At 46.1% G+C, this 24,821-nt stretch carries 24 protein-coding genes and 1 other RNA gene; 3 read left to right on the forward strand and 22 right to left on the reverse strand.

The window, feature by feature from the left end; all coding sequences use genetic code 11:
- Positions 1 to 262: 262 nt before the first annotated feature.
- On the reverse strand, positions 263 to 754 hold the full coding sequence (locus KAI36_RS17745; protein ID WP_220025596.1) for a LiaF transmembrane domain-containing protein: 492 nt from the start codon (positions 752 to 754) through the stop codon (positions 263 to 265).
- 94 nt (positions 755 to 848) lie between these two features.
- Positions 849 to 1,508 (reverse strand): TerC family protein, encoded by a 660-nt coding sequence (locus KAI36_RS17750; protein ID WP_220025597.1) that lies wholly within the window; start codon positions 1,506 to 1,508, stop codon positions 849 to 851.
- A gap of 217 nt (positions 1,509 to 1,725) precedes the next feature.
- Here KAI36_RS17750 and KAI36_RS17755 point away from each other — a divergent pair, with 217 nt between their 5' ends.
- Entirely contained in the window at positions 1,726 to 2,421 is a 696-nt protein-coding gene (locus KAI36_RS17755) for a TerC family protein (protein ID WP_220025598.1), read from the forward strand.
- Between the two features lie 72 nt (positions 2,422 to 2,493).
- On the opposite strand, the gene thiI is transcribed toward KAI36_RS17755, so the two are convergent.
- The 6 genes from thiI to KAI36_RS17785 form a co-directional block, all read right to left on the reverse strand.
- Complete coding sequence (gene thiI / locus KAI36_RS17760) at positions 2,494 to 3,720, reverse strand: tRNA uracil 4-sulfurtransferase ThiI (RefSeq protein WP_220025599.1); 1,227 nt, start codon at positions 3,718 to 3,720, stop codon at positions 2,494 to 2,496.
- A gap of 1 nt (position 3,721) precedes the next feature.
- Entirely contained in the window at positions 3,722 to 4,870 is a 1,149-nt protein-coding gene (locus tag KAI36_RS17765; RefSeq protein ID WP_220025600.1) for a cysteine desulfurase family protein, read from the reverse strand.
- Positions 4,871 to 5,028: 158 nt separating this feature from the next.
- On the reverse strand, positions 5,029 to 5,721 hold the full coding sequence (locus KAI36_RS17770; RefSeq protein WP_023989469.1) for a lytic transglycosylase domain-containing protein: 693 nt from the start codon (positions 5,719 to 5,721) through the stop codon (positions 5,029 to 5,031).
- A gap of 222 nt (positions 5,722 to 5,943) precedes the next feature.
- Positions 5,944 to 6,336: a hypothetical protein gene (locus tag KAI36_RS17775; RefSeq protein WP_220028161.1), complete on the reverse strand. Its 393-nt coding sequence runs from the start codon at positions 6,334 to 6,336 to the stop codon at positions 5,944 to 5,946.
- A gap of 44 nt (positions 6,337 to 6,380) precedes the next feature.
- On the reverse strand, positions 6,381 to 6,608 hold the full coding sequence (locus KAI36_RS17780) for a DUF1540 domain-containing protein (RefSeq protein ID WP_013311120.1): 228 nt from the start codon (positions 6,606 to 6,608) through the stop codon (positions 6,381 to 6,383).
- Between the two features lie 187 nt (positions 6,609 to 6,795).
- On the reverse strand, positions 6,796 to 7,302 hold the full coding sequence (locus KAI36_RS17785; protein WP_029517778.1) for a YpuI family protein: 507 nt from the start codon (positions 7,300 to 7,302) through the stop codon (positions 6,796 to 6,798).
- Positions 7,303 to 7,488: 186 nt separating this feature from the next.
- On the opposite strand from KAI36_RS17785, the gene KAI36_RS17790 reads away from it, so the two are divergent.
- Positions 7,489 to 9,369, forward strand: coding sequence for a S8 family peptidase (locus tag KAI36_RS17790; protein WP_220025601.1), 1,881 nt, complete (start codon positions 7,489 to 7,491; stop codon positions 9,367 to 9,369).
- 57 nt (positions 9,370 to 9,426) lie between these two features.
- Here the strand turns inward: KAI36_RS17790 and KAI36_RS17795 are convergent, their stop codons facing one another.
- On the reverse strand, positions 9,427 to 9,657 hold the full coding sequence (locus KAI36_RS17795; RefSeq protein WP_071558470.1) for a hypothetical protein: 231 nt from the start codon (positions 9,655 to 9,657) through the stop codon (positions 9,427 to 9,429).
- Between the two features lie 88 nt (positions 9,658 to 9,745).
- Positions 9,746 to 11,221, reverse strand: coding sequence for a MocR-like pyridoxine biosynthesis transcription factor PdxR (pdxR, locus tag KAI36_RS17800; protein WP_220025602.1), 1,476 nt, complete (start codon positions 11,219 to 11,221; stop codon positions 9,746 to 9,748).
- A 116-nt stretch (positions 11,222 to 11,337) separates the two neighbouring features.
- Between pdxR and KAI36_RS17805 the strand changes: the two genes are divergently transcribed.
- On the forward strand, positions 11,338 to 12,558 hold the full coding sequence (locus KAI36_RS17805) for an aminotransferase-like domain-containing protein (protein WP_076293504.1): 1,221 nt from the start codon (positions 11,338 to 11,340) through the stop codon (positions 12,556 to 12,558).
- A gap of 271 nt (positions 12,559 to 12,829) precedes the next feature.
- Here KAI36_RS17805 and KAI36_RS17810 read toward each other — a convergent pair whose 3' ends face one another.
- From KAI36_RS17810 to glyQ, 12 genes are all read right to left on the reverse strand, one after another.
- The gene (locus KAI36_RS17810) at positions 12,830 to 13,723 is read right to left on the reverse strand and encodes an IS3 family transposase (RefSeq protein ID WP_220025381.1); all 894 of its coding nucleotides are present in this window, start codon (positions 13,721 to 13,723) and stop codon (positions 12,830 to 12,832) included.
- Positions 13,720 to 14,016, reverse strand: coding sequence for a transposase (locus KAI36_RS17815; protein ID WP_220025382.1), 297 nt, complete (start codon positions 14,014 to 14,016; stop codon positions 13,720 to 13,722). Before KAI36_RS17815 ends, KAI36_RS17810 begins: the two co-directional genes overlap by 4 nt.
- 263 nt (positions 14,017 to 14,279) lie before the next feature.
- Positions 14,280 to 14,678: RNase P RNA component class A (gene rnpB, locus KAI36_RS17820), an RNA gene on the reverse strand.
- 79 nt (positions 14,679 to 14,757) lie between these two features.
- A complete protein-coding gene (locus tag KAI36_RS17825; protein WP_220025603.1) occupies positions 14,758 to 15,324 on the reverse strand; it encodes a flavin reductase family protein in 567 nt (188 codons plus the stop codon).
- Positions 15,325 to 15,386: 62 nt separating this feature from the next.
- Positions 15,387 to 16,502: a Nif3-like dinuclear metal center hexameric protein gene (locus KAI36_RS17830; protein ID WP_220025604.1), complete on the reverse strand. Its 1,116-nt coding sequence runs from the start codon at positions 16,500 to 16,502 to the stop codon at positions 15,387 to 15,389.
- The gene (locus KAI36_RS17835; protein ID WP_220025605.1) at positions 16,478 to 17,239 is read right to left on the reverse strand and encodes a tRNA (adenine(22)-N(1))-methyltransferase; all 762 of its coding nucleotides are present in this window, start codon (positions 17,237 to 17,239) and stop codon (positions 16,478 to 16,480) included. Before KAI36_RS17835 ends, KAI36_RS17830 begins: the two co-directional genes overlap by 25 nt.
- Complete coding sequence (locus KAI36_RS17840) at positions 17,236 to 18,075, reverse strand: hypothetical protein (RefSeq protein ID WP_220025606.1); 840 nt, start codon at positions 18,073 to 18,075, stop codon at positions 17,236 to 17,238. Before KAI36_RS17840 ends, KAI36_RS17835 begins: the two co-directional genes overlap by 4 nt.
- Before the next feature lie 87 nt (positions 18,076 to 18,162).
- Complete coding sequence (rpoD, locus tag KAI36_RS17845; RefSeq protein ID WP_007431230.1) at positions 18,163 to 19,296, reverse strand: RNA polymerase sigma factor RpoD; 1,134 nt, start codon at positions 19,294 to 19,296, stop codon at positions 18,163 to 18,165.
- A gap of 43 nt (positions 19,297 to 19,339) precedes the next feature.
- A complete protein-coding gene (gene dnaG / locus KAI36_RS17850) occupies positions 19,340 to 21,160 on the reverse strand; it encodes a DNA primase (protein ID WP_023989478.1) in 1,821 nt (606 codons plus the stop codon).
- A 46-nt stretch (positions 21,161 to 21,206) separates the two neighbouring features.
- On the reverse strand, positions 21,207 to 21,683 hold the full coding sequence (locus KAI36_RS17855) for a YaiI/YqxD family protein (protein WP_013311130.1): 477 nt from the start codon (positions 21,681 to 21,683) through the stop codon (positions 21,207 to 21,209).
- A 121-nt stretch (positions 21,684 to 21,804) separates the two neighbouring features.
- Complete coding sequence (gene glyS, locus KAI36_RS17860) at positions 21,805 to 23,880, reverse strand: glycine--tRNA ligase subunit beta (protein ID WP_220025607.1); 2,076 nt, start codon at positions 23,878 to 23,880, stop codon at positions 21,805 to 21,807.
- On the reverse strand, positions 23,873 to 24,760 hold the full coding sequence (gene glyQ, locus KAI36_RS17865) for a glycine--tRNA ligase subunit alpha (RefSeq protein WP_023989480.1): 888 nt from the start codon (positions 24,758 to 24,760) through the stop codon (positions 23,873 to 23,875). Before glyQ ends, glyS begins: the two co-directional genes overlap by 8 nt.
- Between the last annotated feature and the right edge of the window lie 61 nt (positions 24,761 to 24,821).

The following is a 24,821-nucleotide window of genomic DNA, read 5'->3' on the forward strand; positions in this document are numbered from 1 at the left end:
AAATAGTGTCTCTATCCTGAAGCAGTGCTGATTCAAGGCTAACAATCGTTCTTTAGGCCCACTCCCTGCCAGCCTTCTATATGTTTCAGGCTTTGTACAGACAGCTTCTCTCTCCGATTCGCGTGAAAACCTTAAAATAAGCGTCAGAAATCATTCCGACGCTCTTATCATATCCATTATATTATAGTTGAAATATGTCATAAAGCAAGACATTATTGCCTGTTCCGTAATTTACCGCCATAAAATCTCACAGCTTGTCGTTTTACCTTTTGCGTTCGCCACGGTTGTTTAAGACCAACCAGATTCCAGCTCCGATCAGTAAAACTGCAATAACATATATGATGCCCGTTTTTAGCAGGGTAATGACCAATAAAAACACCGATATCAAGCCCAATATCACGCCCCCTATATAAACATTACGAGAAAGCGAAATATCATTAATGGCGTACTCCCATAATCCAATCGCCACACCTAGAAGTAGCAAAGGCCATAAATAGGCCATTAAATGCCAGCCCCAAATATTGCAGAGCAAAAATAAGAAGCCATAAACCGACAAAATCCCTGCCGGCAGCAACATAAAGGGTGAAACTTTACGCTTCATGTACATTGCATGAAGTACGATTCCAGGTATTAAAAACAGCAAAGGCCAAAAGTTTCGTCCCAAGAAGGAGAACGTCCCCAGTTTCCCCAACAAAATAATCAGTCCTACGGCAACAATGCCCACTCCGACCATACGCTCTTTTCCGGAATTCATCGTGGTCTCCTTTGTTTGCTGAATTTGTTTTTAGGTCTCTTAATGTGATTGTTTTTAAGTATATTTTAGCCGATGTTTTCCAAAAAAACCACGTTCAAATATGGCGAGCTCGTAACTGACGATATATTCCTACAATGACAACTGCTGCGGCCAAGAGTCCCGGTAACCATACATGTATAAGCTCTCCCGTACCTGCTAACCATACACCCAATCGGGGATCACGCAGTAGCATTTCTCCTGCCGTAAAAGCCAGGATTGCAGATCCGAGCAAAACAAGTACAGGGAACCGGTGAAGCCAGATCGCAATCACGTTGCTGCCCCAGACGACAATTGGAATGCTAATCGCAATACCAATGACAATAATGGCGATATCCCCATCTGCTAGGGCTGCAATAGCTAATACGTTATCTAGACTCATCACAAAGTCCGCTACCAGAATCACCTGTATAGCCTTCCATATGGTTGTTTCTGCTCTGACTCCCACATGATCCTCATTCTCATAAAGCAGCTTAAACGCAATCCATAACAGAAGTAGACCGCCTGCCGCCTGAATAAAGGGTATGCCCAGCAAAATGACGGCTACAAAAGTCAAAACACAGCGCAGGAGGACTGCACCGACTGCCCCCCACCATATAGCTTGACTCCGCTGCCTTGCAGGCAAGTTTTTGCTCGCCATGGCTATAACAACTGCATTATCACCGCTTAATACCAAATTAATCATTAATATTTTCAACAGCAAAATGATATGCTCCATGTGTACAAACACCCCCATCCTACTTGTATGCGAAATAGGACGAGGCTATGCTTATAAGCCTTGTCAAATAAGTCATCATTTATTAAAAATTGATGTCAAATTTGTTGAGTAAAGACCTTGAAATCAATAACAAACAGCAATATAATGAATCGTATTTCCGAAAAACGGGTATTAAAATAAACAACATACAATGATTTTAGGATGTTTAATCAGGGAGATGAGAACGATTGATATGTCCGGACTTCAGTTCTTTTGGCTACTGCTTAATGTGATATTTATTGACCTTCTGCTCGCAGGAGATAATGCGATTGTAATTGGACTTGCCGCCAGAAAGCTGCCTCCTGCCACGCAAAAAAAAGCGATACTGTACGGTACCGGTGGTGCCCTGCTCATTCGCATAGCAGCCACCATTGTGGTACTCTGGTTGCTTCAAGTACCGTGGTTGTTACTCATCGGGGGTGTCATGTTAGTCTGGATCGCGTATAAGTTACTCGTAGACCAGGAGGACCATACCGAAGTCAAAGCGGGAACAACGTTATGGGGTGCTATACGCACGATTGTTGTAGCCGATGCGGCTATGGGTCTGGACAACGTGATTGCTGTTGCTGGCGCGGCCCAGCAGCATTTGCTACTTGTAGTGCTGGGACTGTTAATCAGCGTACCGATCGTTGTATGGGGAAGCACTCTTTTTATCAAGTTAATCAATAAATTCCCTTGGATTATCTATTTAGGATCGGCTGTGCTTGGTTATACAGCCTCTAATATGATTACTGAAGAACGTAAGCTGGAACCCTATTTTACCAAGCATCCTGCGCTGCGTATCTTGTTTATTGCCGCAGTTATGGCTGGTATTTTGCTCACAGGATATCTTCAAAATCGCAGAGCAGTATCCAGTCGAGAAAAAGCCGTCTAAAATGATTCAAAAACTGTTTTAACTAAAATAAAAAGGCAGACCCAAATTAGCTGATGGGTCTGCCTTTTTAAATTAAAACCAATCTTCCTGTATAACTTCCTCTTTACGCCCCTCTATAGCTCCACCTGCCTCCAGGACAAGCGTCTCCGTTGCAGCCACAGCCTGTTCAATCAAGGCATTTAAATCCCGAATAGAGGCTTCAATCTTTTGAACAACCCACAAATTCGGATTGGTGGTTGGGGATTTGGGAACAAACAATGTGCAGCAATCCTCATATGGAAGGATGGATAGATCGTAGGTGCCAATTTGCTTTGCGATTTCCGTGATCTCCTGCTTATCCATCATTACGAGAGGTCGCAGCAATGGTAATTCTGTCGAACGGCCAATCACATTCATGCTGGATAACGTTTGACTAGCGACTTGCCCCAGGCTGTCGCCCGTCACGAGTGCCAGTGCTCCTTCACGCTCAGCCAGCATCGTTGCAATTCGTAACATAGACCGCCTCATTAGCGTAATAATCAGATTATCCTGTCCTGTGCGCGTAAAGGCCGTCTGCACCTCTGTAAATGGCACAAGGTGGATTTTAATCCGACCCGCATAGCCTGCTAAGACCCTTGCCAATTCAATGACCTTTTCTTTCGCACGCTCACTTGTAAACGGATAGCTATAAAAATGCACACATTCAATTTCCAATCCTCTACGCATGGAAGACCACCCTGCTACCGGGCTGTCAATTCCACCAGACAGCAGCAGCATAGCTTTACCGTTCGTTCCTAACGGAAAGCCCCCTACAGCCATAATAACATCGCTGAATATATAGGCCGCCTGCTCTCTAACCTCCACACGTAACTCAATATCTGGTTGATGCACATCGACCCTCAAAGCTTGAAACTCTCGCAAAATAGGAGAACCAATTAAATGGTTCATCTCTTGTGAAGAATGAGCAAATTCCTTCCACACTCTGCGGGCATTTACCTTGAAAGTCGTTCCCTCGGCCACATTCAGCTCACGCATCAAAGCTACAGCGGTCTCAATTATAGCACCCAGCTCGACAGGAGCCATTTTGACAGGACTTATTGTCGTGATGCCAAACACTTTTTGTAACACTTGAATGATCTGTTCATAAGGCTCTCCTCCGAGAACCACATAAATCCGTCCAAATTCCTTCCGCAATGAAGCACCGGGAAACGGTTTGAGCAGCAGCTTCACGTGATTCAGTACTGCCTTTTCAAAACGAGTCCGATTCTTCCCTTTTAATGTAAATTCACCAAAGCGAAGTAACAGCATATCATAGTGCATTTTAACGTTTCCACCTTTCAAGGGATTCCAGCTTGGCTACAGCCTGTCGCAGTGCAAGTATAAGCTCATCGATATCCTGTACCGTATGTTCATCACCGAAGCTGATACGAATGCCGCCAGACGCTTCCGCCTCATTGCATCCCATCGCCAGCAGCACCCGGCTGGGTTCAGCCAATTTCGAAGAGCACGCCGATTTGGTGGATACTACCACACCCAATTGCTCCAGCGTATGCAGCATTACCTCGGCCTTCATGCCCGGATACGAAAAGTGGACAATATGCGGCGCTTCTTCCCCGCTGTTCAGCCGCAGTTGACGGATTGTCTTCACTTCTGAGACCACCCGTTCTCTCCACTCGGTCATACGGCGTGCTGTCTCTACTTGCCGTTCGCCCGCCAACCGTACCGCCTTAGACATACCGACTAGCAGCGGTACATTTTCCGTACCTGCACGAAAACCCTGCTCCTGAGAGCCGCCACTATGCAGTGGGAAAAGCTCCACACCTGCCCGAACGAATAGTAGTCCAGCACCTTTGGGTCCACGCAGCTTATGCGCAGAGAGGCTGTACAGATCAGCCTGCCAGCCCCGGATATCAACCGGTAGCTTTCCAAACCCCTGTACACCGTCAATATGAAATAGCACACGGGGGAACTGTTTCTTGAGCGCAGCTCCGATATCATGCAACGGTTGCACCCTTCCCGTCTCATTATTGACATGCATAATACTGACTAAAATCGTATCTTTACGGACAGCGGCACAAACCTGTTCGGCGCTCACATGCCCTTCCGCATCGACAGGTAAAAATGTAACCTCAAAGCCCAGATTTGTCAGTTGTCTGCAAGCTTCGTACACAGACGGGTGCTCTGTCGATACAGTAACAATGTGCTTGCCTCTGGTCTGATACTGCAAAGCTGCTCCCTTAATAGCAAGATTGTTGCTTTCCGTTGCTCCAGATGTGAAGACAATCTCTGATGGATACACTCCCAAAGCCGCAGCACATACTTCGCGCGAACGCTTAAGCAACTTATCCGCGTCCTCTCCATACCGATGCATCGAAGATGGATTCCCATAGTGGCGTCTCATGACCTCGGCAACTGTTGTAATCACCTCTTCAAAAGGTGGAGTTGTCGCGGCATAATCAAAATATTTCATTGCACTCCCCTTTTCCGCCCTATAACTACTGCAACAAAAAAAGACCAAAACAGGGAAAGGCCGCTACATTATAGCGACACCCTTTCCCCATATTGATCCTGTCTGCGGACCTAATCTAATTGAAATTACGCACTTTTTTTCGTTATAAGCTATAGGGCTTAGATCGTATATTTTTCACGTGCATTTTGAATTTTGGTAATATATCTTTGCGTTTCCAGCGGAAGCTTGTCCAGTACAGCCATTAACTGTTCATCACTATTTACACCAAGCCGCTGCACCCGCCCGGGACCTGCATTATATGCAGCCAGCGCCATATTTTCTTGTCCGTTAAACCGTTTAATCTGGTAAGACAAATAACGAACACCTGCATCAATATTTTGAACAGGATCATATGGGTCACTGACTCCCAGACCTTGAGCCGTAGCATCCATAAGCTGCATAAGCCCTTTGGCTCCAGCCGAAGAAGTGACCGACGGATTAAATGAAGATTCCGTATCAATAACTGCTTTAATCAACGCTACTGGAATTCCGTATTTCTGACTAGCCTCGTTAATCAAATCATCATATGCTGTAGGTGTTGTGGGTCCGTCTGTTGCTGTACTGGAAGGAGCGGGATACAGTGACGAAGCCGTTCCCCTCGAAGGTCCCAATTGAAGCCATAGCAAACCGTTTTCGTCTCTGGTAACATCACTTGAATTTTCTCGAGTCACAGCACCATCTGTTTCCAACTGACCTACTTGTTCCAGTAATCCAGAAAAAGCGTCCGTTGTACCCGTCTGGGTTGTAGCACTCATATTATTTAACAGCTGCATGTCTAACATGGACTTGGACACGCGCGGATCAATTTGCATGTGGTGTTCCCAACTTTCTATAGTTGTTATATCCCAAATAGCTTGTCATTACTGCTATGATACAACTTTTTACTATGTACTTCCATACCTTTTAATGAAAAAAAGCTCCGTTTCTGTCGAAAAGACAGCGGAGCTTTATAGATCAGCTTTAATGTAATTATATCACTAAGATGATTTTTCTCGGATATACAAAAGTAAACTGAGCTTTTTCCTCCAGTAGGGTCAACGAACGAACGGGATAAAAGCAAAATAACTCAATGTCGCCAGCGCCCCAAGACCAATCGACCAAATGCCGGTCATTTTGCTGCCATTCACATAAGCAAAAAAACCTAAAACTGCAGCTATAGGCCCCAGCACAATTGACCACATAAACAATGAAGCAATTCCTGCAGCCAGACCAATATAGCCAGAAATACGACCACTATTGTTTATAACCTGCTCTTCACCCTTGACCTCATGTCGAGTCACAACTGGGCCGGGAGCAACCTCTGCTGCATATTCTTCACGATCATTACGGCGCTTGGCAGATCGTTCATGAATGTGACGGGGGTAATCTACACGTTTGCGGCTAACATGCTCTTCGTTCTGATGCTTGTCGTTTTCATGATCTTCCATAATAAACTGCACCTCCAAATGCGAAATGAATCGCGTAATAAAATTCACACGGACTTCGGCTTAAAAGTGTGGCAACAAGTTGCGGCTGATGTGGCAGCCTTATCACGTTCTTCTGAACTGAAGCTTTCCCCCGCATATTCTTCTTTAAATTTCTTTCCGGCATGACCATCAACTTCAATCATGATCAAATCTGCCTTGCACAAGTTGTTTTCTCCCCAATAATGGCAATTGGCTACGCTACACTTAACGATTGGCTTGGCCTCTTGGCTCATGATCATCACCTCGGATTCATTGTCCCCCCGCTCCCCTGCACCTATGCGTTCATGGTATATGGCAGTTGGTGACATACGAAAAAAGCCGCTTCCTTCACTTCCTCCAAAATGGCAGGAAGCAAGTAGAAAACGGCTTGCTTGTCTTGTTTTAGTTTTTGATTAGAAATGATCTTCCCCGTTGAATGCTTTAGGCATGAGTACGTCGAGTCTGCATCCGGCGCTGAGTCAAATAGTCACTTTCATAATAAGTCAGATCATCACGCAATTCTTCAAAATTTTTCGTAATGTCCATGATCACTTCGCGAGCGGCTGGCACTGGCGTTTTACGGAAGCGAATAGCATCTTGTCCCGTATACGCATAGCGTCCATCCTCTGCGTAAGATTCATTTTTGGGATAAAAAAAGCTGTTCACGCAGTCATGGTAAACGTTATACAATGCCTTTTCCGCAAAATCGACGTCAAAATTGGCACGGCGTAAAGCCACACCCAGCTTTTCATAAGATACTTCGGAAAAAACAAGGACATGACGGAGATCCGACAAAAAGCCTTTGTAAAAAAGTACGGACTCCTCATTGCCATCTGCAGCCAGTTGCGGCAGAGCATGCTCATTGAGGAAGGTTTCCACCCGTTTCACGGCAGTTTTCAGTCTCTCCTGCGCCGACTCACATAATTTTTGTACGTTGACTGCTGACATCAAGGCAGCTCCCCCTTATTTGTTGCTTGTTCATCAATTTGGTTACCCGAAAATAGTCCCTTCTAACCGAAAGAGCTGTAATTTTCAGTATTTATCCTACCACAAATGAGCATTGAAAGGTATAAAAACATGCCAACCTCCTCACGCTAAACCATAAATTTATGAATACTCAAGGAGGACGGTCCCATGTCTCGGCGAAAATGGTTAAAACCCCTGCTCGGAGCAGCTGCTGGGGTGCTTCTCATCACACTGATGCTGCCTTCCCGTGATCATCGCCCTACACCGCAACCCGAATATACGGCCAAGATGGTGCCACAGCAAGAGAAGCAGCTCAAAAAAGGAATGTTGGCTTTGGACCTGTCCGCTACGGATACCCTCACACGCATGGATGCAAGGCAGGATATTCAATACGTGATGCGGGAGCTTGATGGTAAAACTGCTGATCAGAAAAGACAGTTTACCCGCACGCTACAGCAATCGCACAGTCATCTTCATACGTTACTGTGGATTCACACACGCGACGGGAACACGAGCACCTATACGGGCAGCAAAGCACAAACTCGTCTGCTCAGTCATCCTCAAATCAAAAGCAGCTTGGCTGCGGCTCGCCATTCCGTCATGCAAAATAAATCCTACGAATCTGCTGCATTTCAGGCTGAAGGCGGTAAATTTTTTGTCATGGCAGAACCATCGGCTGACGGAACATGCGGCGTTGCTGCCCTGGTCAGTCAGCAAGTATTGCGTGACGTGGAGAAGCATCAGCGGAAGAATTTGCGTTTGATTCCCTATCCAAAAGAAGGCAGTTACAAAATCGAATCCGTACATCCCGACACATTGCACGATATAACTGTCAAGACGGGCCACGACAACGAAAATGCAAGCCATTATTTCGAAAACGAAATTGTCGTTCGCTTCCGTCACAATCCTGATTCACGACAACTGGAGGAAATTGCAGCAGATTTACACTGTGCGCCAGGCCGCAAGCTTGGTTATACCTATGTATTTCATTCGGATAAGATGAACTTCAAGGAACTAAAGCAATATTTTTCAAGAAAGTGGAACCCGCTTTATACTGAGCCTCACTATATGTATCTAACCAATGAGAAAACACCTATCAAAGCGGACAGCTCTATTCCCAATGATTTGCTCTTTTCCCGCTATCAATGGAATCTGCCGGCTACTGAAACCAACCGGGGTTGGAAATTAAGCAAAGGCAGCAAGGACGTAATTGTCGCTGTCGTAGATACGGGAGTAGATTTGGATCACCCCGACCTAAAAGGTCAAATCCTTTCAGGTCATAACGTGGTAAACCCGTCTGAAAAACCTTATGATGACGTCGGTCACGGAACGCACGTCGCTGGCATCATTTCTGCCCTCGTGAATAATGGTGAGGGGGTCGCTGGCATGACATGGTACAACAAAGTCATGCCGATTAAGGTTCTTGACCAATCCGGCTCCGGTACGACTTACTCCGTTGCAGAAGGTATTATATGGGCAGCTGACCATGGGGCCAAGGTCATCAATTTGAGTCTGGGCAATTACGCACAAGCTGAATTTTTGCATGATGCGATCAAATACGCCTATGATAAAGATGTCGTATTAGTTGCAGCTACAGGTAATGACAATACGGAACGACCTGGCTATCCAGCAGCGTATCCTGAAGTATTTGCCGTTTCCGCTACAGATTCTTCTATGCACCGTGCATCCTTTTCTAACTATGGAGATTATGTAGACGTCATGGCTCCAGGTGCAAGTATTGCCAGCACGTACCCAGGGAATCAATATGCTGCACTGTCGGGTACTTCAATGGCCAGTCCCCATGTATCAGCGCTTGCTGCCCTGATTCGATCCATTAACCCCGATCTGACCAACAAAGAGGTTATGGATTTAATGAGAAGTAGCGTAATTGACTTGGGCACACCCGGGCATGACAAATATTTCGGATATGGTCAAATTGACGTGTATAAAGCGTTGAAAGCAGCACAACGTCCATATGTTCCTTTGCAATTCTATCCACAGCATTTAAGTGACAAGTTAAAATCAATATTAAAGAAACTGGAAACGTAAGATTCCTTATTGGAAAAAAGCAGCCATGTTGCTCCATGGCTGCTTTTTTGGGCTTTATTAACGCTTGGAACTGCTGCGAACAGGACGCTTGCCATGGCTGCGAGTATGACAGCAAGGTTCTCCAGGGTCCTTTATACTCACCGGAAATACGTGATGAGGTACAGGTACAATGTGCGTCTGATTAACAATTTCAATCGGATGAACCACAGGCACGACTTGTGGGAAAAATTGATGATTTACAAATTGGATCGGCGGGCACACGATCGGGTCGTAAGGGCAATGACTCATAATGTGCAACTCCTTTCGGTGAATTAGTACAGCATATTAAGAAGGCGGGTGCTGTGCTTGGATGTTTACCCCCTAATACAAATATCCCTTATAAAATAGGCTTCCGTTCAACAATGACCGAATGATCAAGCAGTTCGCCCAACAAACGGCACAGTTTGTGAAGACCTGTTTTAAGTGTTTCCTTGTCCGCATACGAAAAAGAAATACGGATATGATTACTGTCCATACCACCTGCATAGCATACTGCACCAGGTAAAAAGGAAACTCCTTCTCGGTCAGCCAGCCGCTCCAATTCTGGAATATCAACATTAGGTGGAAGCTTAATCCACACATTTAAGCCGCCTTCGGGAGCATACCAGCTGACCTCTGGCGGAGCATAGCGCTGGAGCGTATGCAATGCGACTGTCAACCGATCCCGCATTTGTTCCCGCAACCAAACAAGATGCTGATCCAGTCGATTCTTGATAAAGGGCAGTAGCGCTTTTTGCGTTAATAGAGGGCTCCCCAAATCCGTAGTAGACTTGGCAGCCACCAAACGATCCATTACACTGCCAGTGGCCGCTACACAAGCTATACGGCAGCCGGGAGCAACGGTTTTGCTAAAGCTTTTGATATATATCACATGCCCGGACTGATCATGCGCCTTGATAGAGAGTGGCGGCTTTGTTTTATAATATAGGTCGGAAAATGGATCATCCTCAACAATGAGGCAATGATAACTTTGAGCTAGATCCAGTAATTGTGTGCGTCTGGCCATCGTTAAAGTTACTCCGGTAGGATTATGAAAGGTGGGTATCGTGTAGATCAGTTTTGGGGGATGAGTGTCACAGAGACGCGTGAGGATATCGATCCGCATGCCCTGCTCATCCATCGGAATCATAATTACTTTGGCACCACGACTGGTAAACACATCAATGGCCCCCGTATATGTAGGAGCCTCCATGTAGACAACATCACCAGAACCAACAAAGGTACGTGCCACCAAGTCAATGCCCTGTTGGGCACCACTGGTCACGAGCAGCTGTTCTGCCACTGTGCATATACCGCGTTCGTTCAGGTGATCTGCAAACACTTCCCTCAGCGCTAAATCACCTTCAAAAGTCCCGTATGCTGCCATTGCATCGGGATTTCCAGAGGATAGACGTTGAGTATCAGCGATGATTTCGCGTGTAGGAAGAAGCTCCGGTTGAATTGCTGCTATATGAAAAGAATAAGGAAACTGTCTGCTATGGTTAAAGTTTCTCCATAACTGTGCGCGCGGCAAATAATCGATCAGCGACATTTGCCATGACAAATCCTGTGCTCCCTCACGTTGAACAGCTACTGAAGGCTCCGCTACATAGCAACCTTTTCCCTGTGTACAGATAACCAAATGAATAGACTCCAACTCAGCATACGCCTTGCTTACAGTTACGGGACTCACCGCAAGCAGACTGGACAGATGACGGACAGAAGGAAGCTTTGTACCCTGAGGCAGCAATCCAGACTGGATGCGATCTGCTAATGTTTTAGCAATCTGTAAATATAATTTGACACTGCTATTGCGGCTGAGATCAATATGCATCGGAACCGTCCCCTCCAAAAATCAACTGTTACATTTAGACGTTTACTGTTATACTTCATTATCGATATAATACAACAAATTTCATAGTACAGTATAGAACACAGGAGATGATTGGATTGGAACACAAATTTTCGGGTATGGCTCGTACTCAGGGCTCGTCCATGGTAAGGGACATTTTAAAGCTGACACAGGGAACAGATGTGTTATCTCTGGCAGGTGGCCTTCCGGCCGATGCCTTTTTCCCCATCGAAGCTGTTGCTAAAGCCTATGAGCGGGTATTTCGTCTCGGCGGTACTACCGCTCTTCAATACGGCCTAACCGAGGGCTACATTCCTCTACGGGAACGTCTTGCAGCAATCATGTCATCCCAAGGCATCTCCGTCACCAGAGATAATATCATCATGACGACGGGCTCACAGCAGACCATTGATCTGGTTTCGCGTGTGTTGCTCGATCCGCAGGATACTGTATTGGTGGAGTCCCCTACTTATTTGGCAGCTCTTCAGGTATTTAATTCCTATGGTGCCAACATTGTAAGTGTAGATACAGACTCTAACGGTATGCAATTAGAAGATCTTGAAGCCAAGATCAAAAAACATCAGCCTAAATTCGTGTATGTCATCCCCACCTTCTCCAACCCAGCAGGAAGTGTTTGGAGTATGGAGCGCAGAACAGGCGTTGTTGAACTATGCCGTAAATACGGCACTTTGATTTTTGAAGATGATCCTTACGGACGTCTTAAATTTGACGAAAACCTTAACTTTCCATCCCTTTTCTCAATTGATCAACAACTAGGTGGAGACGGTCATGTGATGTACACTTCTACATTCTCAAAAACCGTTGCTCCTGGTGTTCGCTCTGGATGGCTGGTAGCTAATCAAGCAATTGTCGTTAAAGTCGCCAATGCCAAACAATCTGCCGATCTGCACTCCAGCAGTATTGATCAACGTGCTTTGAATGAGTTATTGGACTTTTTTGACTTGGACGGACATATTCGTACCGTGTCCGCTGAGTACCATTCTCGTATGCTACGTCTCACGTCGCTGATGAAAGAACGTCAATGGGAAGGAATCACCTGGAATGATGCACTTGGCGGTATGTTTATGTGGGTTACCCTACCCGAGGGCTTCCGTTCTGATCGGTTGCTGCAACTCGCAATTCAGGAAGGAGTCGCATTTGTCCCCGGACAAGTCTTCTATGCTGACCTAAGTGGCAGCAACCATATGCGAATCAACTTCACGCATACCGATCCTTCCCTGCTTCCTAAAGCGGTTGACCGATTGGATCGAGCACTGAAGATGTACACAGAGGAAAGTGTGGTAAAAAGCGTGCGATGATGGAGTTGGCAGGATATGTACGTGAGCCGCTTCACGAATCATTTGATTTTACGATCGCTGTTACCCCCTGATTCGTTTGGAATTTGAATAGTATGGTGGAATTTGGGACAAAGGTGCAGGCCTCGCTTCTACAGATTCAAATGCGTTGCTACGCTAACTACGTGCCTCATCCTCGAACGGTTTTACGGTAGAGGAAGTAAAAATTAAAATGAAAGCCCCCAGTAATTATGAAGTGAACCCTGTCAAGTAGACAGCTATCAAAAAGCAATAATTAAGCAGCCTGAGTCCTGTATTCATAAGGAGTCAGGTTGTTTAGTTTCTCTTGAAAGCGTTCATGGTTGTAGAAATGGATATACTTTTGAACAGCATGCTCCACCTGTTGAGCTGAATGGAAGGCGTGGAGATAGAAACACTCGGTTTTAAAATGACTGAAGAAGTTTTCTATACATGCATTGTCCCAGCAGTTCCCTTTTCGGGACATGCTGGCCTGTATTCCGTATCGCTTGAGCAGGTTGGTATATTGGCGAGAGGTATATTGAAATCCTTGGTCGCTATGCAGTAGAACACCTCGCGCATCCTGTCGCTTCCTTGCCTTTTTCACTGTATCCAACACCAGGCTCAAATCGTTTCTGCGGCTGATCTGGTAGGCAACAATTTCGTTGTTAAAAAGATCCTGAATCGCGGAAAGGTAGAGCCTCTGTCCATTGAATATGAGGTAAGTGATGTCTGTTACCCACTTTTGATTCAACTGGTCGGCCTTAAATTCCCGGTTTAGATGATTGCCAGAAATGACATAGGCTTCTTTCTTGCCGTAGTAAGGTCTCTTCCTACGAATGATCGCCTTGATTCCTAGTTCACCCATAAGTCTCCGTACACGCTTATGATTTATATGTATGCCATAGATTCGATTCAACCAAACCTTCACCCTGCGGTAGCCGTATATTCCTTTCAATTTCTCGTAACAAGCCATGATTTTTAGCTTCATGGTTTCATCTTCCCGCTGTTTTTGTGAAACGAACATCTTTCGCTTTATCCATTTATAAAAGCCGCTTTTGGATACTCCGGCCAGTTCACATAGTAGTACGATGCTATGTCCCTTACTAAGCAATTCTTGGATCACCGCAAACTTTTTACTCTTGGGTACAGCCTCCATTCCTCCTTTCACATCTGCAAGAGCTTTTTTAGCATTTCATTTTCTGCTTCAAGGCGTTTCAGCTTGACCTCCGGATCTTCGGGGCGTGTTCGAGGTCTGCCGATGCCAGGCCCTTTTGCTTTGCCTCGTTTTTCCTCTAGACCTTTCATTCCCTCGGCTTTGAAGTGTCTCACCCATCGGCGAACCAGCGAAGCGTCAATCTCCATTTCTCGTGCCACGTTTTTATATCCAATTCCCTTGTTGAGGTACAGATCCACTGTCTTTTTCTTGAAGCTCACATCGTAAGTTTTTCTTATTACTCCCATAGAAAAATCCCCTCCATAATAGACAGATTAGTCGGCTTGCTCTTTTCTGTCTACTATGAGGGGATCATATCAATTATGCTGGGGGCTTCATTCTAAGAAGGCACTATTTCTGCGTAAATACGGTATGTTAAAAAGGGTGTGCCATGATTCCCGTTGGAATATGACACACCCTTTTTAATTCAATAAATACATTTGGATTAAAAGCTTTCATGCAAACAGGTCATTTACAAAAGTTAAATTTATACATTTTAAGGTGTTGCAGTGGGGAAAGTTTTCCGTAAGCCGGGTTCTGTGCTATTCGTGGTACAGACGGGAACTACCCTCCCACTACAAGCGACAATCATCTATCTAGGCCGAACATTGCTATCCAGCTCCAGCGACCAACCTAGACACGCCTCGGGCTAAGGCTGCTTCGCGAAGAAGCTGTGTCCCATTAGGTCTTGCTCCAGATGGGGTTTACCAGGAACGAAGTCACCAGCGTTCCTCGGGGTCTCTTACACCTCGGTTCCATCCTTGCCTGTGCCGCAAGCGGCCATCGGCGGTCCATTTCTGTGGCACTATCCTTCAACTCGCGCTGACTGGACGTTATCCAGCATCCTGCCCTATGGAGCCCGGACTTTCCTCTCGTGGCTCACGCCACCAGCGATTGTCTGTCAAACTTTCCGAACAACATTACATAGTATACAGGGAACGCGCGCATGATACAACCCTGAAAATATTGTAAAACGTATAGATCTCTGTTTACTTGCTCAAATAAAACGGATGCACCTTTCTCTGCAATGAATCATCCGCCACATAATAAGCAGACCTTCCCACGTATAGCGGGATAGAAAGCTTACTAAAATTAGGAACGTCCTCATCTAGGAACAGTTCATCATCTCGGTAGGTCTTCTGTATTTCACCGACGATCCAATCATGATCTCCATAGGTATGAATATCCACGACTTTACACTCATAAGCAAGATAAGCCTCCAGCAATATAGGCACATTGACTGAAATTCCATCCTCATATGCAATGCCAAACTGCTGAAACTTATCTACATCTTTACCACTAAAGGTACCTACAGCCTGAATCCATTCCGATCTGTGTGCAGGCAGAAACTGAATACCAAAGCCTCCGCTTTTCTCGATCAGACCGTGAGAATATGTTTCCTTCCTCAGTGAAATGCCATACATGCCCGGTGATGATCCGATATAGGTATGCCAGCCTGAGGCCATTACATTATTTTCCCCCTCATAGCGGGAAGTAACAACAGCGACCATGCCTGGATAGGCATGAATTGCAGAATCAGCTATCAGCGTCCGCATAGAACCTCTCCCTACGAAAAAAAATAATAGAGCATCTTCATGTTCTCATAGATGTTGAGATTTTACAAAAATTGAAAAGGCTCGGTTTCTACCTGAGATACATGTACTTCCGTTGAATAACGACCTTCTGCCAAGCGTTTGCGCATCCATTCTGCGGTTTTAGGCTTCATAATCTTTTCAGCGTTATGTCCAGGGTCAATAATAGCAATCCCCGCCATAAGGGCATCCTGAGCCGTGTGATAGTCAATATCCCCCGTGACTAATACGTCAGCTCCCTTAAAGAGCGACTTGTTCACATAACGGCTGCCAGAGCCCCCAAGCACGGCTGCCTTTTTGATCGTACGATCTAAGTCGCCCACCACACGTACATGCTCGACGTTGAGACCGTTTTTTACAACATCGACAAACTCCCGTAACGTGCAGGTTTCCTTGAGCTTGCCGACCCGCCCCAAACCAAAGCTACGGCCTTGCAAATCCATATGGTACAGGTCATAAGCCACCTCTTCATAAGGATGAGCCTTCAGCATCGCTTGAACAACTTTATTGCGTACACCCTGCGGTAAAATGGTCTCAATACGAACCTCTTCACTACGTTCCATTTTACCCTGCTCACCCAAAAACGGCTGTGTGCCTTCACCCGGTACAAAAGTTCCGTAGCCATCAATGTTAAAGCTGCAATGGCTGTAGTTGCCGATATGTCCAGCTCCCGCCCCCAATACGGCATCCAGTACCCGTTGATGATGTGTTTTGGGTACGAAAACGACAAGCTTGAATAATTGCTCGGTGTGAACATCCTCCAGCGTACCTTCACTTTGAATACCCAGAGCTTCCGCCATCCAGTCATTCATGCCGTCCTCAGCCGTATCCAGATTCGTATGACTGATGTAGACAGCAATATCATTCTTGATCAGCTTTTCATACAATCTGCCAGCAGGCTGATCCGTATTCAAAGCTTTAAGTGGGCGGAATATAATCGCATGATGCGCAATAATGAGGTCAGCTTTTATGCGGATTGCCTCTTCGACAACCTCATCATTAACATCCAGGGCTACTAATATGTTTTTGATTTCCTTTTGCAGACTACCCAGCTGAAGCCCGATTCTATCGTCCGGAACTGCCAAGTATTTCGGAGCCAGCTGCTCCATATAGCTAATTACTGTCTGTCCTTTGGCAAACATGCAAGTACCTCCTCTAGCTGTTCAATTTGCTTGCGCAATTGCTCCCGCTTATGCTGTGCGGACTCCTGATCTGATCGTGCCACTTGTGCCAGCACATCCTCAAGCTTGCGAATCTCCAATTTCCATTTATAAAAAAAGATTTTATTCGGTGCTTTGACCAATAGCGGTCCGAGTTGCATTAACAAATCCTGTGTCAGTACCAGCGGACTATTGGGAAGTTTCCATGGTTGATACAGCTCATCCTGTTTCAGTGGGCTTACCGAATCAGGTACGGCCGTCAGAATCTCATATATTTTCCCGTCTTCTTCCATAATATGTTCACTTGTAAGTACCCATTGATGTTCGATGAGCCAACGGCGTAAGATATCCTCGCCTACGTTAGGCTGTAGAACAAGTTGTTTCACTGAAACAAGCTTGTCTTTCCCTTGCTCTAAAATGGAGGCGATCAAGGCACCACCCATGCCGGCTATCGTAATAACATCAACCTCATTGGCCTTAATTACAGCCAAGCCATCTCCTTTTCTAACCGCAATGCGATCAGTAAGACCTGCTTCGGCCACCTGCTTTTGAGCCGCACGCAACGGACCATCGTTGACCTCACCCGCCACGGCTTGCGGTACTCTGCCACTACGCACTGCAGCCACAGGGAGTAGTCCATGATCCGAGCCAATATCCGCAAGTCTGCTCCCGGCAGGAATTTGTTCCATAATATATTGTAATCGTTGAGAAAGTTTCATGACGTCACCCACGTAATCCATTTTTTTCGAGTCCAAAATAAAATTCCTACAACAAATGCCAACTTCAGTATGCTGTAAAACACCACATCATCCGCCGCTTGATGGCGCAGGATAATCGTGTCTGCTTCAGCCATGAATGCTAGTGTCATGCCTATAGCGAAATAAACCAAAGCGAGACGCGGAAAGCGGTGATGTACCCACCAGCTTAGCCAGATCAACAATACTGCGTGCAAAATCCAAAATGCCTCAAGCATCACTAAAGTTGCTGTAGGCCAGTAGCGGCCTATAAGGACCGCGTACACTAAAAGCAGTCCAGCAAGACCACAGTAATGAAGTAAGCTGATTCGCAAAGTTAAACCCACAAGACACCATACCACACCGCATAGGCCTACGAGCAAAAGAAACCAAACCTTAGCTTCACCTTGATGGAGCTGAATGATCCATACACCCGAACCCAGCATTATCGCACTGCCTAAAGTGCTCAACATCGCACTCATACTCTTTTCGGAAGACCGCCAAAATGCGGCCACTCCATAGCAAATCGCAGTAACTGCACTTGCCGAGAATATTTGCATTGCCAACGGAAAAGCGGTAAAATAAAAACCGATCAAACAAATGCAGGAAATAATGACAAAACCAAGAAGCCAAGCGATCCCATGCCCGTGTCTAAGATATGTAAGCAGCCCGGTGTTGTTACGGTTCTGGCTCTGCGACGGATCTTCGTCCTCCCGATACAGGTTAGACAAAAAATCGCAATATTGCTCAGGGAGCAGCCGACTTCGCCGCCAATGCTCAATTTCATGTAACAGTATTGCCCGTTTTTTCTCCTGGTCCAAGCTTCTTCCCCTCCACCAAGGCTGCCGTGAGATAAAAAAAGACCTCCTGCGCGCTTCAAGCCGCAGAAGGTCCGCAATGTTACGCTTCTATTCGAGGAAATCCTTCAGTCGCTTACTGCGGCTTGGATGGCGCAACTTACGCAGCGCTTTGGCCTCAATCTGACGAATACGTTCACGTGTAACACCGAACACTTTACCCACTTCTTCAAGGGTTCTGGTTCTTCCGTCGTCCAAACCAAAGCGGAGACGCAAAACATTCTCTTCCCGTTCGGTTAACGTATCCAGTACATCCTCGAGCTGTTCCTTCAGAAGTTCATAGGCAGCCGCATCTGCAGGCGCCAATGCTTCTTGATCCTCAATGAAATCCCCCAGATGTGAGTCATCCTCTTCACCAATTGGTGTTTCCAATGAAACCGGTTCTTGGGCAATTTTCATAATTTCCCGTACTTTTTCCACGCTCAGCTCCATCTCGGCAGCCACTTCCTCCGGCGTAGGTTCGCGCCCCAGCTCTTGCAACAGTTGACGCGATACGCGAATTAGCTTGTTGATCGTTTCCACCATGTGCACCGGAATACGGATCGTTCTCGCCTGATCGGCTATTGCGCGCGTAATGGCCTGACGAATCCACCAGGTTGCATACGTACTGAATTTAAAGCCTTTTTCGTAATCAAATTTTTCTACTGCCTTAATCAAACCCATATTACCTTCCTGAATCAGATCCAGGAAAAGCATTCCGCGACCAACATAACGTTTGGCAATACTTACAACCAGACGCAAGTTCGCTTCTGCCAACCGACGCTTGGCTTCTTCATCGCCGTTATTGATCCGTTTGGCAAGCTCCACCTCATCATCAGCAGAAAGCAACGGTACACGACCGATTTCCTTCAAGTACATCCGGACCGGGTCATTAATTTTAATACCGGGAGGCAGGCTCAGATCGTCATCGAAATTAAAATCATCCCCATCATTGTTTTCCGGGTCGTCATTTTGACGCAATCTGGTAACTTCTTCGTCGTTGTCATTCACAACCTCAATCCCCAAGTCACCCAGTTGCTCATAAAACTCATCCATTTGCTCGGGGTCCTGATCAAACGGCGACAGTTTTTCCATGATATCTTTGTAGTTCAGAGAAGAACTTTTTTTACCCAACTCAATCAGTTGATCTTTGACCTGATCCAGTGTTAGTTCCGTCTCCAGTTCAGTATGCTGATCATTCGCCATCTTTCGACTCCCTCCTCCCTAGAAACATCCGACCTCTGTGTGTTCATTGTCTCTCTAGGGCTATAATCTCACTTGCAATTTGTGCTGCGCGCAAAAAGTCACCCAAGCGCTCAGCGGCTCTCATTTCTTCCCTTTTCAAATCCAGTTGCTCCTGCAATGGAAATTTTCGCACCTGATGAATATAATCATCCAAAATGTGCGGTGCCCATACGCCTGGAGCATCCATCATCATGATCGAACTTACGTTCTTCTCCAGCCGGTCGTCTTGCAAAGATGAAATAAAACGGCTTGTATCCGGTAACTTCCCTTGCGCGTAATAGGCATATAGATAAGCAGCAATTGCTGCATGATCCTCAATATTAAAGGCGTCGCCCAGATGCTTTTCTACATACTCTGCAGCTTCTAAATCCTGCATCATCCAGTGAAGCAGCCTGCGCTCAGCCACATGGTAAGCCGGCAACAGATTAGGTGTGGAGACCTGCCCTTTTTTATGCCTACCATTATTCCACCCATTTTCGTTATTATCCCCAAAGTTCTGTTTTTTTTGCAGGGATTGACGGAGTAAATTGCATTCTTGCTTCAAGGTTTCAAAATCCACCTTGACTTCGGCTGATACTTCGCGCAGATACACTTCCCGCTCGGTCGGGGATGACAGAGGTGCAATGACATTTAATGCTTCGCGGGAATACGCGATTCTTCCTTCTTCCTCTTGCAGTATATGGTTTTTTTTCAGATATATAAGCTTAAATTTCACCGTTGAAACAGCACTTTCGATAATTTGGCGCTGGAATCGTTCGCCGCCGTATTGCCGGATAAAATCATCCGGGTCCATACCGTCACTGACCAGCGCTACTTTCACGTGAAGCCCCGCATTTTCCAACAGCGGAAAATTTTTAAGCGCAGCAGCTTGTCCTGCCCGGTCACCATCATAACAAATAATGACCTCGTCGCACAGTCCTTTTAACATCGTAGCATGGTGCTCCGTTAGAGCAGTGCCCATGGCGGCCACCCCATTTTGTACGCCAGCTTCCCATGCCGAGATGACATCACCGTAGCCTTCAAAAAGAACACTCTGGCGGAGCTTGCGAATTGAGGTTTTAGCATGATGAAGATTGTACAGCGTTCGGCTCTTGTTGAATAGCTTGGTCTCCGGTGAATTCAAATACTTCGGCTGTCCCTCACCAAGTATACGGCCTGCAAAGGCAATAACTTTTCCGTTGCGATTCCAAATGGGAAACATGATGCGATCTCTGAATCGATCCACATATCCATCACCCTCATGCCGGGGAGAAATAAGCCCTCCCTTTTCCATCTCCACGGGATCAAAAGAACGCTTCTCCAGAAACTGAACGATCGTATCCCATCGGTTGGGTGCATAGCCAATTTGAAATTGATCAATGATCTTGTCACTGAATCCCCGTGAACGCAAGTATTCCATCGCTGGTTTGCCGTGCTCCGTATTTTTAAGCAAAAAATGGTACATCTTAGAAGTTAACTCATACGCTTGCAACAGCCTGTCCAACTCAGGATGCTGATGCGATGAATCACGTCCCTGCCATTCGCCGAGCGGGATATGACTTTCTTCTGCCATTGTCCTGACAGCTTCGGGAAAGGATAGTCCTTCGATTTCCATCATAAATTTGATGGCATTGCCTCCCGCGCCGCAGCCGTAGCAGTAAAAAATCTGACGATCCGGTGTCACGGTGAATGAAGGGGTTTTTTCGGAATGAAAAGGACAGAGGCCTTTCATATACTTCCCCTGCTTGGTCAAATGCACGTACTTGCTTACCGTATCTACAATATCATGATGTTGTAAAACCGACTCAATGATATCGTCCGGTATGTTACCTTGTCCGGCACTCATATTAACCACCTACATCTCTTTAGCACGTAAATATAATTCGATACCGTTACTCATTCTCCTGCAAGCGAAGTAAAAGTTTTGTCAGTTTATGTTGAAAAACTTCACGATCCTCTAATGTAAACGGTTTAGGACCTTTTCCATAACGTCCTTTTTTCCGTTCTTTGGCAGAAGTATGGCGTCGGTCAAGCATGAAATCTATCGAATCGTTTCGATACATAGCTCCGCGAAAAGACATCACTTCACAACCTTTTGCCAAGGCAAGTGCAGCAAGACCATAATCATTGGTGGTTACAATATCGCCGCGGCGGATATGATTGGCAATATAGAGATCGGCACTTTGGTCGCTTCGGTCTACTTTAACGATGCTTACGCCTTTGCTGCCCTGAATGAGATGATCATATGAAGATACCATAATAACCTCAATATGAAAACGGGAAGCTATCTCCGCAATTTCACTTTTAACAGGACAAGCGTCACCGTCAACAACGATCCGCACATCCAGTAAAGTTCCGGTTCCCTCCATGAGCATCCCCCATCTCCATCCGCATTCGAGTAAAATACGGAACGGCTGCAAGATTACTCTTACACCGTTCCGTATATTTATACCCATTTTTTCAAGTTGTTCATACTACCACAACTGACGTTTAAACTACAAGCTTGGAAAAATCGGCAAAACGCTTCAGTTCTGAGTCAATAACAGCCAGCAATGCCAAACGATTATTACGAACAGCATCATCCTCAGCCATAACCATAACGGAATCAAAGAACGCCGTCACCGCAGGGGTAATGGATGAAGCAAGCGCTAACGCCCGTGTCGCATCACCTTCCTGTAAAGCTACGCTATAAGATTCATAAGCGCTATACCATGCTTCGTAAAGCGTTTTTTCGCCTTGCTCCGTAAACTCACTCGTATTAACTGACTTATGAACTGCTTTAGCAGCCAAATTACCTACACGATTAAAGGATTCAACTGTTGCTTTGAATACCTCACCTGTTTGTACGGCAGTCATTAACGCAGTTCCGCGGTTAACAACGGAAGCGACGTCGTCATATCCAGCTGCAAGTACAGCATCCACAACGTCATAACGAAGTGTCTCAGACAATAGCTTCTTCACGCGTAATCCGAAAAACTCATGTAATTCTTTACGTATTTCATCCGCGGAACGTTTCATATTTCCAAGGTTGCCGTGCACCTCAAGCGCGATATTGAACACATCAGACAACGTAGCCGAAAGCTTACGATCCAACAATATCTGCACAATACCTGCTGCCTGGCGACGAAGCGCGTAAGGGTCCTGTGAACCTGTTGGAATAATACCGATAGAGAAACAGCCTGTAATGGTATCTATCTTGTCTGCGATACTTACAATCGCTCCAGCATTCGTTGAAGGAACCGTTTCTCCTGCATAACGAGGCTGGTAATGCTCAAACACCGCTCTTGCCACTTCTTCCTTCTCTCCAGCCTTACGAGCATAATCCTCACCCATTACACCTTGCAGTTCCGGGAACTCATATACCATTTGTGTTACCAGGTCAAATTTACAAATATCCGCTGCTCGACTAACCGACTCCTGTGTATCTGGAGAAACGCGAAGCTTCTCTGCCAGAGCATCAGCAATACGGCGAATCCGGCGCACTTTGTCTCCAACCGTTCCCAGCTCTTCGTGGAAAACGATACTTTCCAATTTGGAGAGTGCATCCTTAATTTCCAGCTTCTGATCTTCCTCATAAAAGAATTTGGCATCAGAAAGCCGCGCACGCAATACTTTTTCATTCCCTTTAGCAATGACTTCCAGTGATTGACTTCCTCCGTTACGTACCGTAACAAAGTATGGCAATAGCTCTCCTGTGCGATCCAGCACTGGGAAATAGCGTTGATGTTCACGCATGGAAGTAATGAGTACATCCTTCGGAATGTTCAGGAACGCAGGATCAAAACCTCCGAACAGTACTGTTGGGGTTTCCACCAAATACAGCACTTCTTCCAGCAAATCATCCTTGACCGCAATCGTCCAATCTTTTTCGGCAGCCAGCGCTTCAATCTGCTTCACAATAAGCGATTGACGTTCCTCAATGTCCACAATGACATGCTGCTTGCGAAGCACTTCAACATAGTCAACTGGACTTCCTACTACGGCATCCTGTCCCAAGAAACGATGCCCTCTTGTCACATTTCCTGACTGCACGCCGGCAATCTCCAAATTAACAATATCGCTACCAAACAAGGCAATCAACCAGCGGATCGGACGAACAAATTTAAAGTCATAACTTGCCCAGCGCATGAATTTAGGGAATGTCATGGCATGTAAAATGTGCAATAAACCTTCGGACAGTACATCCGCTGTTGGTACACCTATGCTGCTCTTAGTTGCGTAAATATATTCCACGCCTCCAAGCTCCTTGAACGTGAACTGTTCAGGATCAACACCTTGGCTGCGAGCAAAGCCCAGTGCGGCCTTGCTCCAGTTACCAGCTTCGTCGAGTGCGATTTTGCGGGAAGGACCTTTAACTTCTTCGTTAATATCTTCTTGCTTCTCCGCTACTTCCTTGACAACTACCGCCAAACGGCGAGGTGTAGCATAAGCCTCTACAGCACCATAAGCAATACGCGAACTGTCAAGCCACGCCGTCATACGCTGCTTCAACTGCTGAATTGCATTCGGGATAAAACGTGCAGGGACTTCTTCCAACCCGATCTCAAACAATAAATCCTTAGACATTTGCCGCACCTCCTTTCTTCAACAGCGGGAAGCCCAGCTTCTCGCGCTCCTCCAGATAGGTCGCAGCCACCTGACGCGCCAAATTACGCACTCGTATAATAAACCCCGTCCGTTCCGTCACACTGATCGCTCCGCGAGCGTCCAGCAAGTTGAACGCATGAGAACATTTCAGCACATAATCATAGGCTGGAAATACAAGATGCTGCGCCATCGCTTTATTTGCCTCTTCTTCGTACATATTAAAAAGAGTAAAGAGCATTTTGACGTCAGATACTTCGAACGTATACTTAGAATGCTCAAATTCAGGCTGGTGGAAGACATCACCGTACGTGATTCCATTGACCCACTCCAAATCGAACACATTCTCCTTGTCCTGGATGTAGGAAGCAAGCCGCTCCATACCGTACGTGATTTCTACCGCAACCGGACTGGCATCAATACCGCCCACTTGCTGGAAATAGGTGAATTGGGTAATTTCCATACCGTCCAGCCATACTTCCCAACCTAAGCCCCACGCTCCCAGCGTTGGTGCTTCCCAGTTATCTTCAACGAAACGAATATCATGCTCCAGAGGGTTAATGCCCAAACGGCTCAAACTCTCCAAATACAATTCCTGAATGTTATCTGGTGAAGGCTTCAAAACTACTTGAAACTGATGATGCTGATACAGGCGATTCGGGTTCTCACCATAACGTCCGTCTGACGGACGACGAGAAGGCTCAACATAAGCTACGTTCCACGGCTCAGGTCCGATCGAACGTAAATACGTCATCGGGTTCATCGTGCCTGCCCCTTTTTCCGTGTCATACGGCTGTACAATAATACAGTTGTGTTCAGCCCAAAATTGTTGCAGCGTTAAAATCATCTGCTGAAAATTCATTGGTACACACTCCCTTTCCAATTCCCTCAAATGTTGGTGATTTCTTCTCATTATGCTCGTA

The sequence above is a fragment of the Paenibacillus sp. S02 genome, assembly GCF_019454065.1.
Lineage (GTDB): Bacteria > Bacillota > Bacilli > Paenibacillales > Paenibacillaceae > Paenibacillus > Paenibacillus polymyxa_B.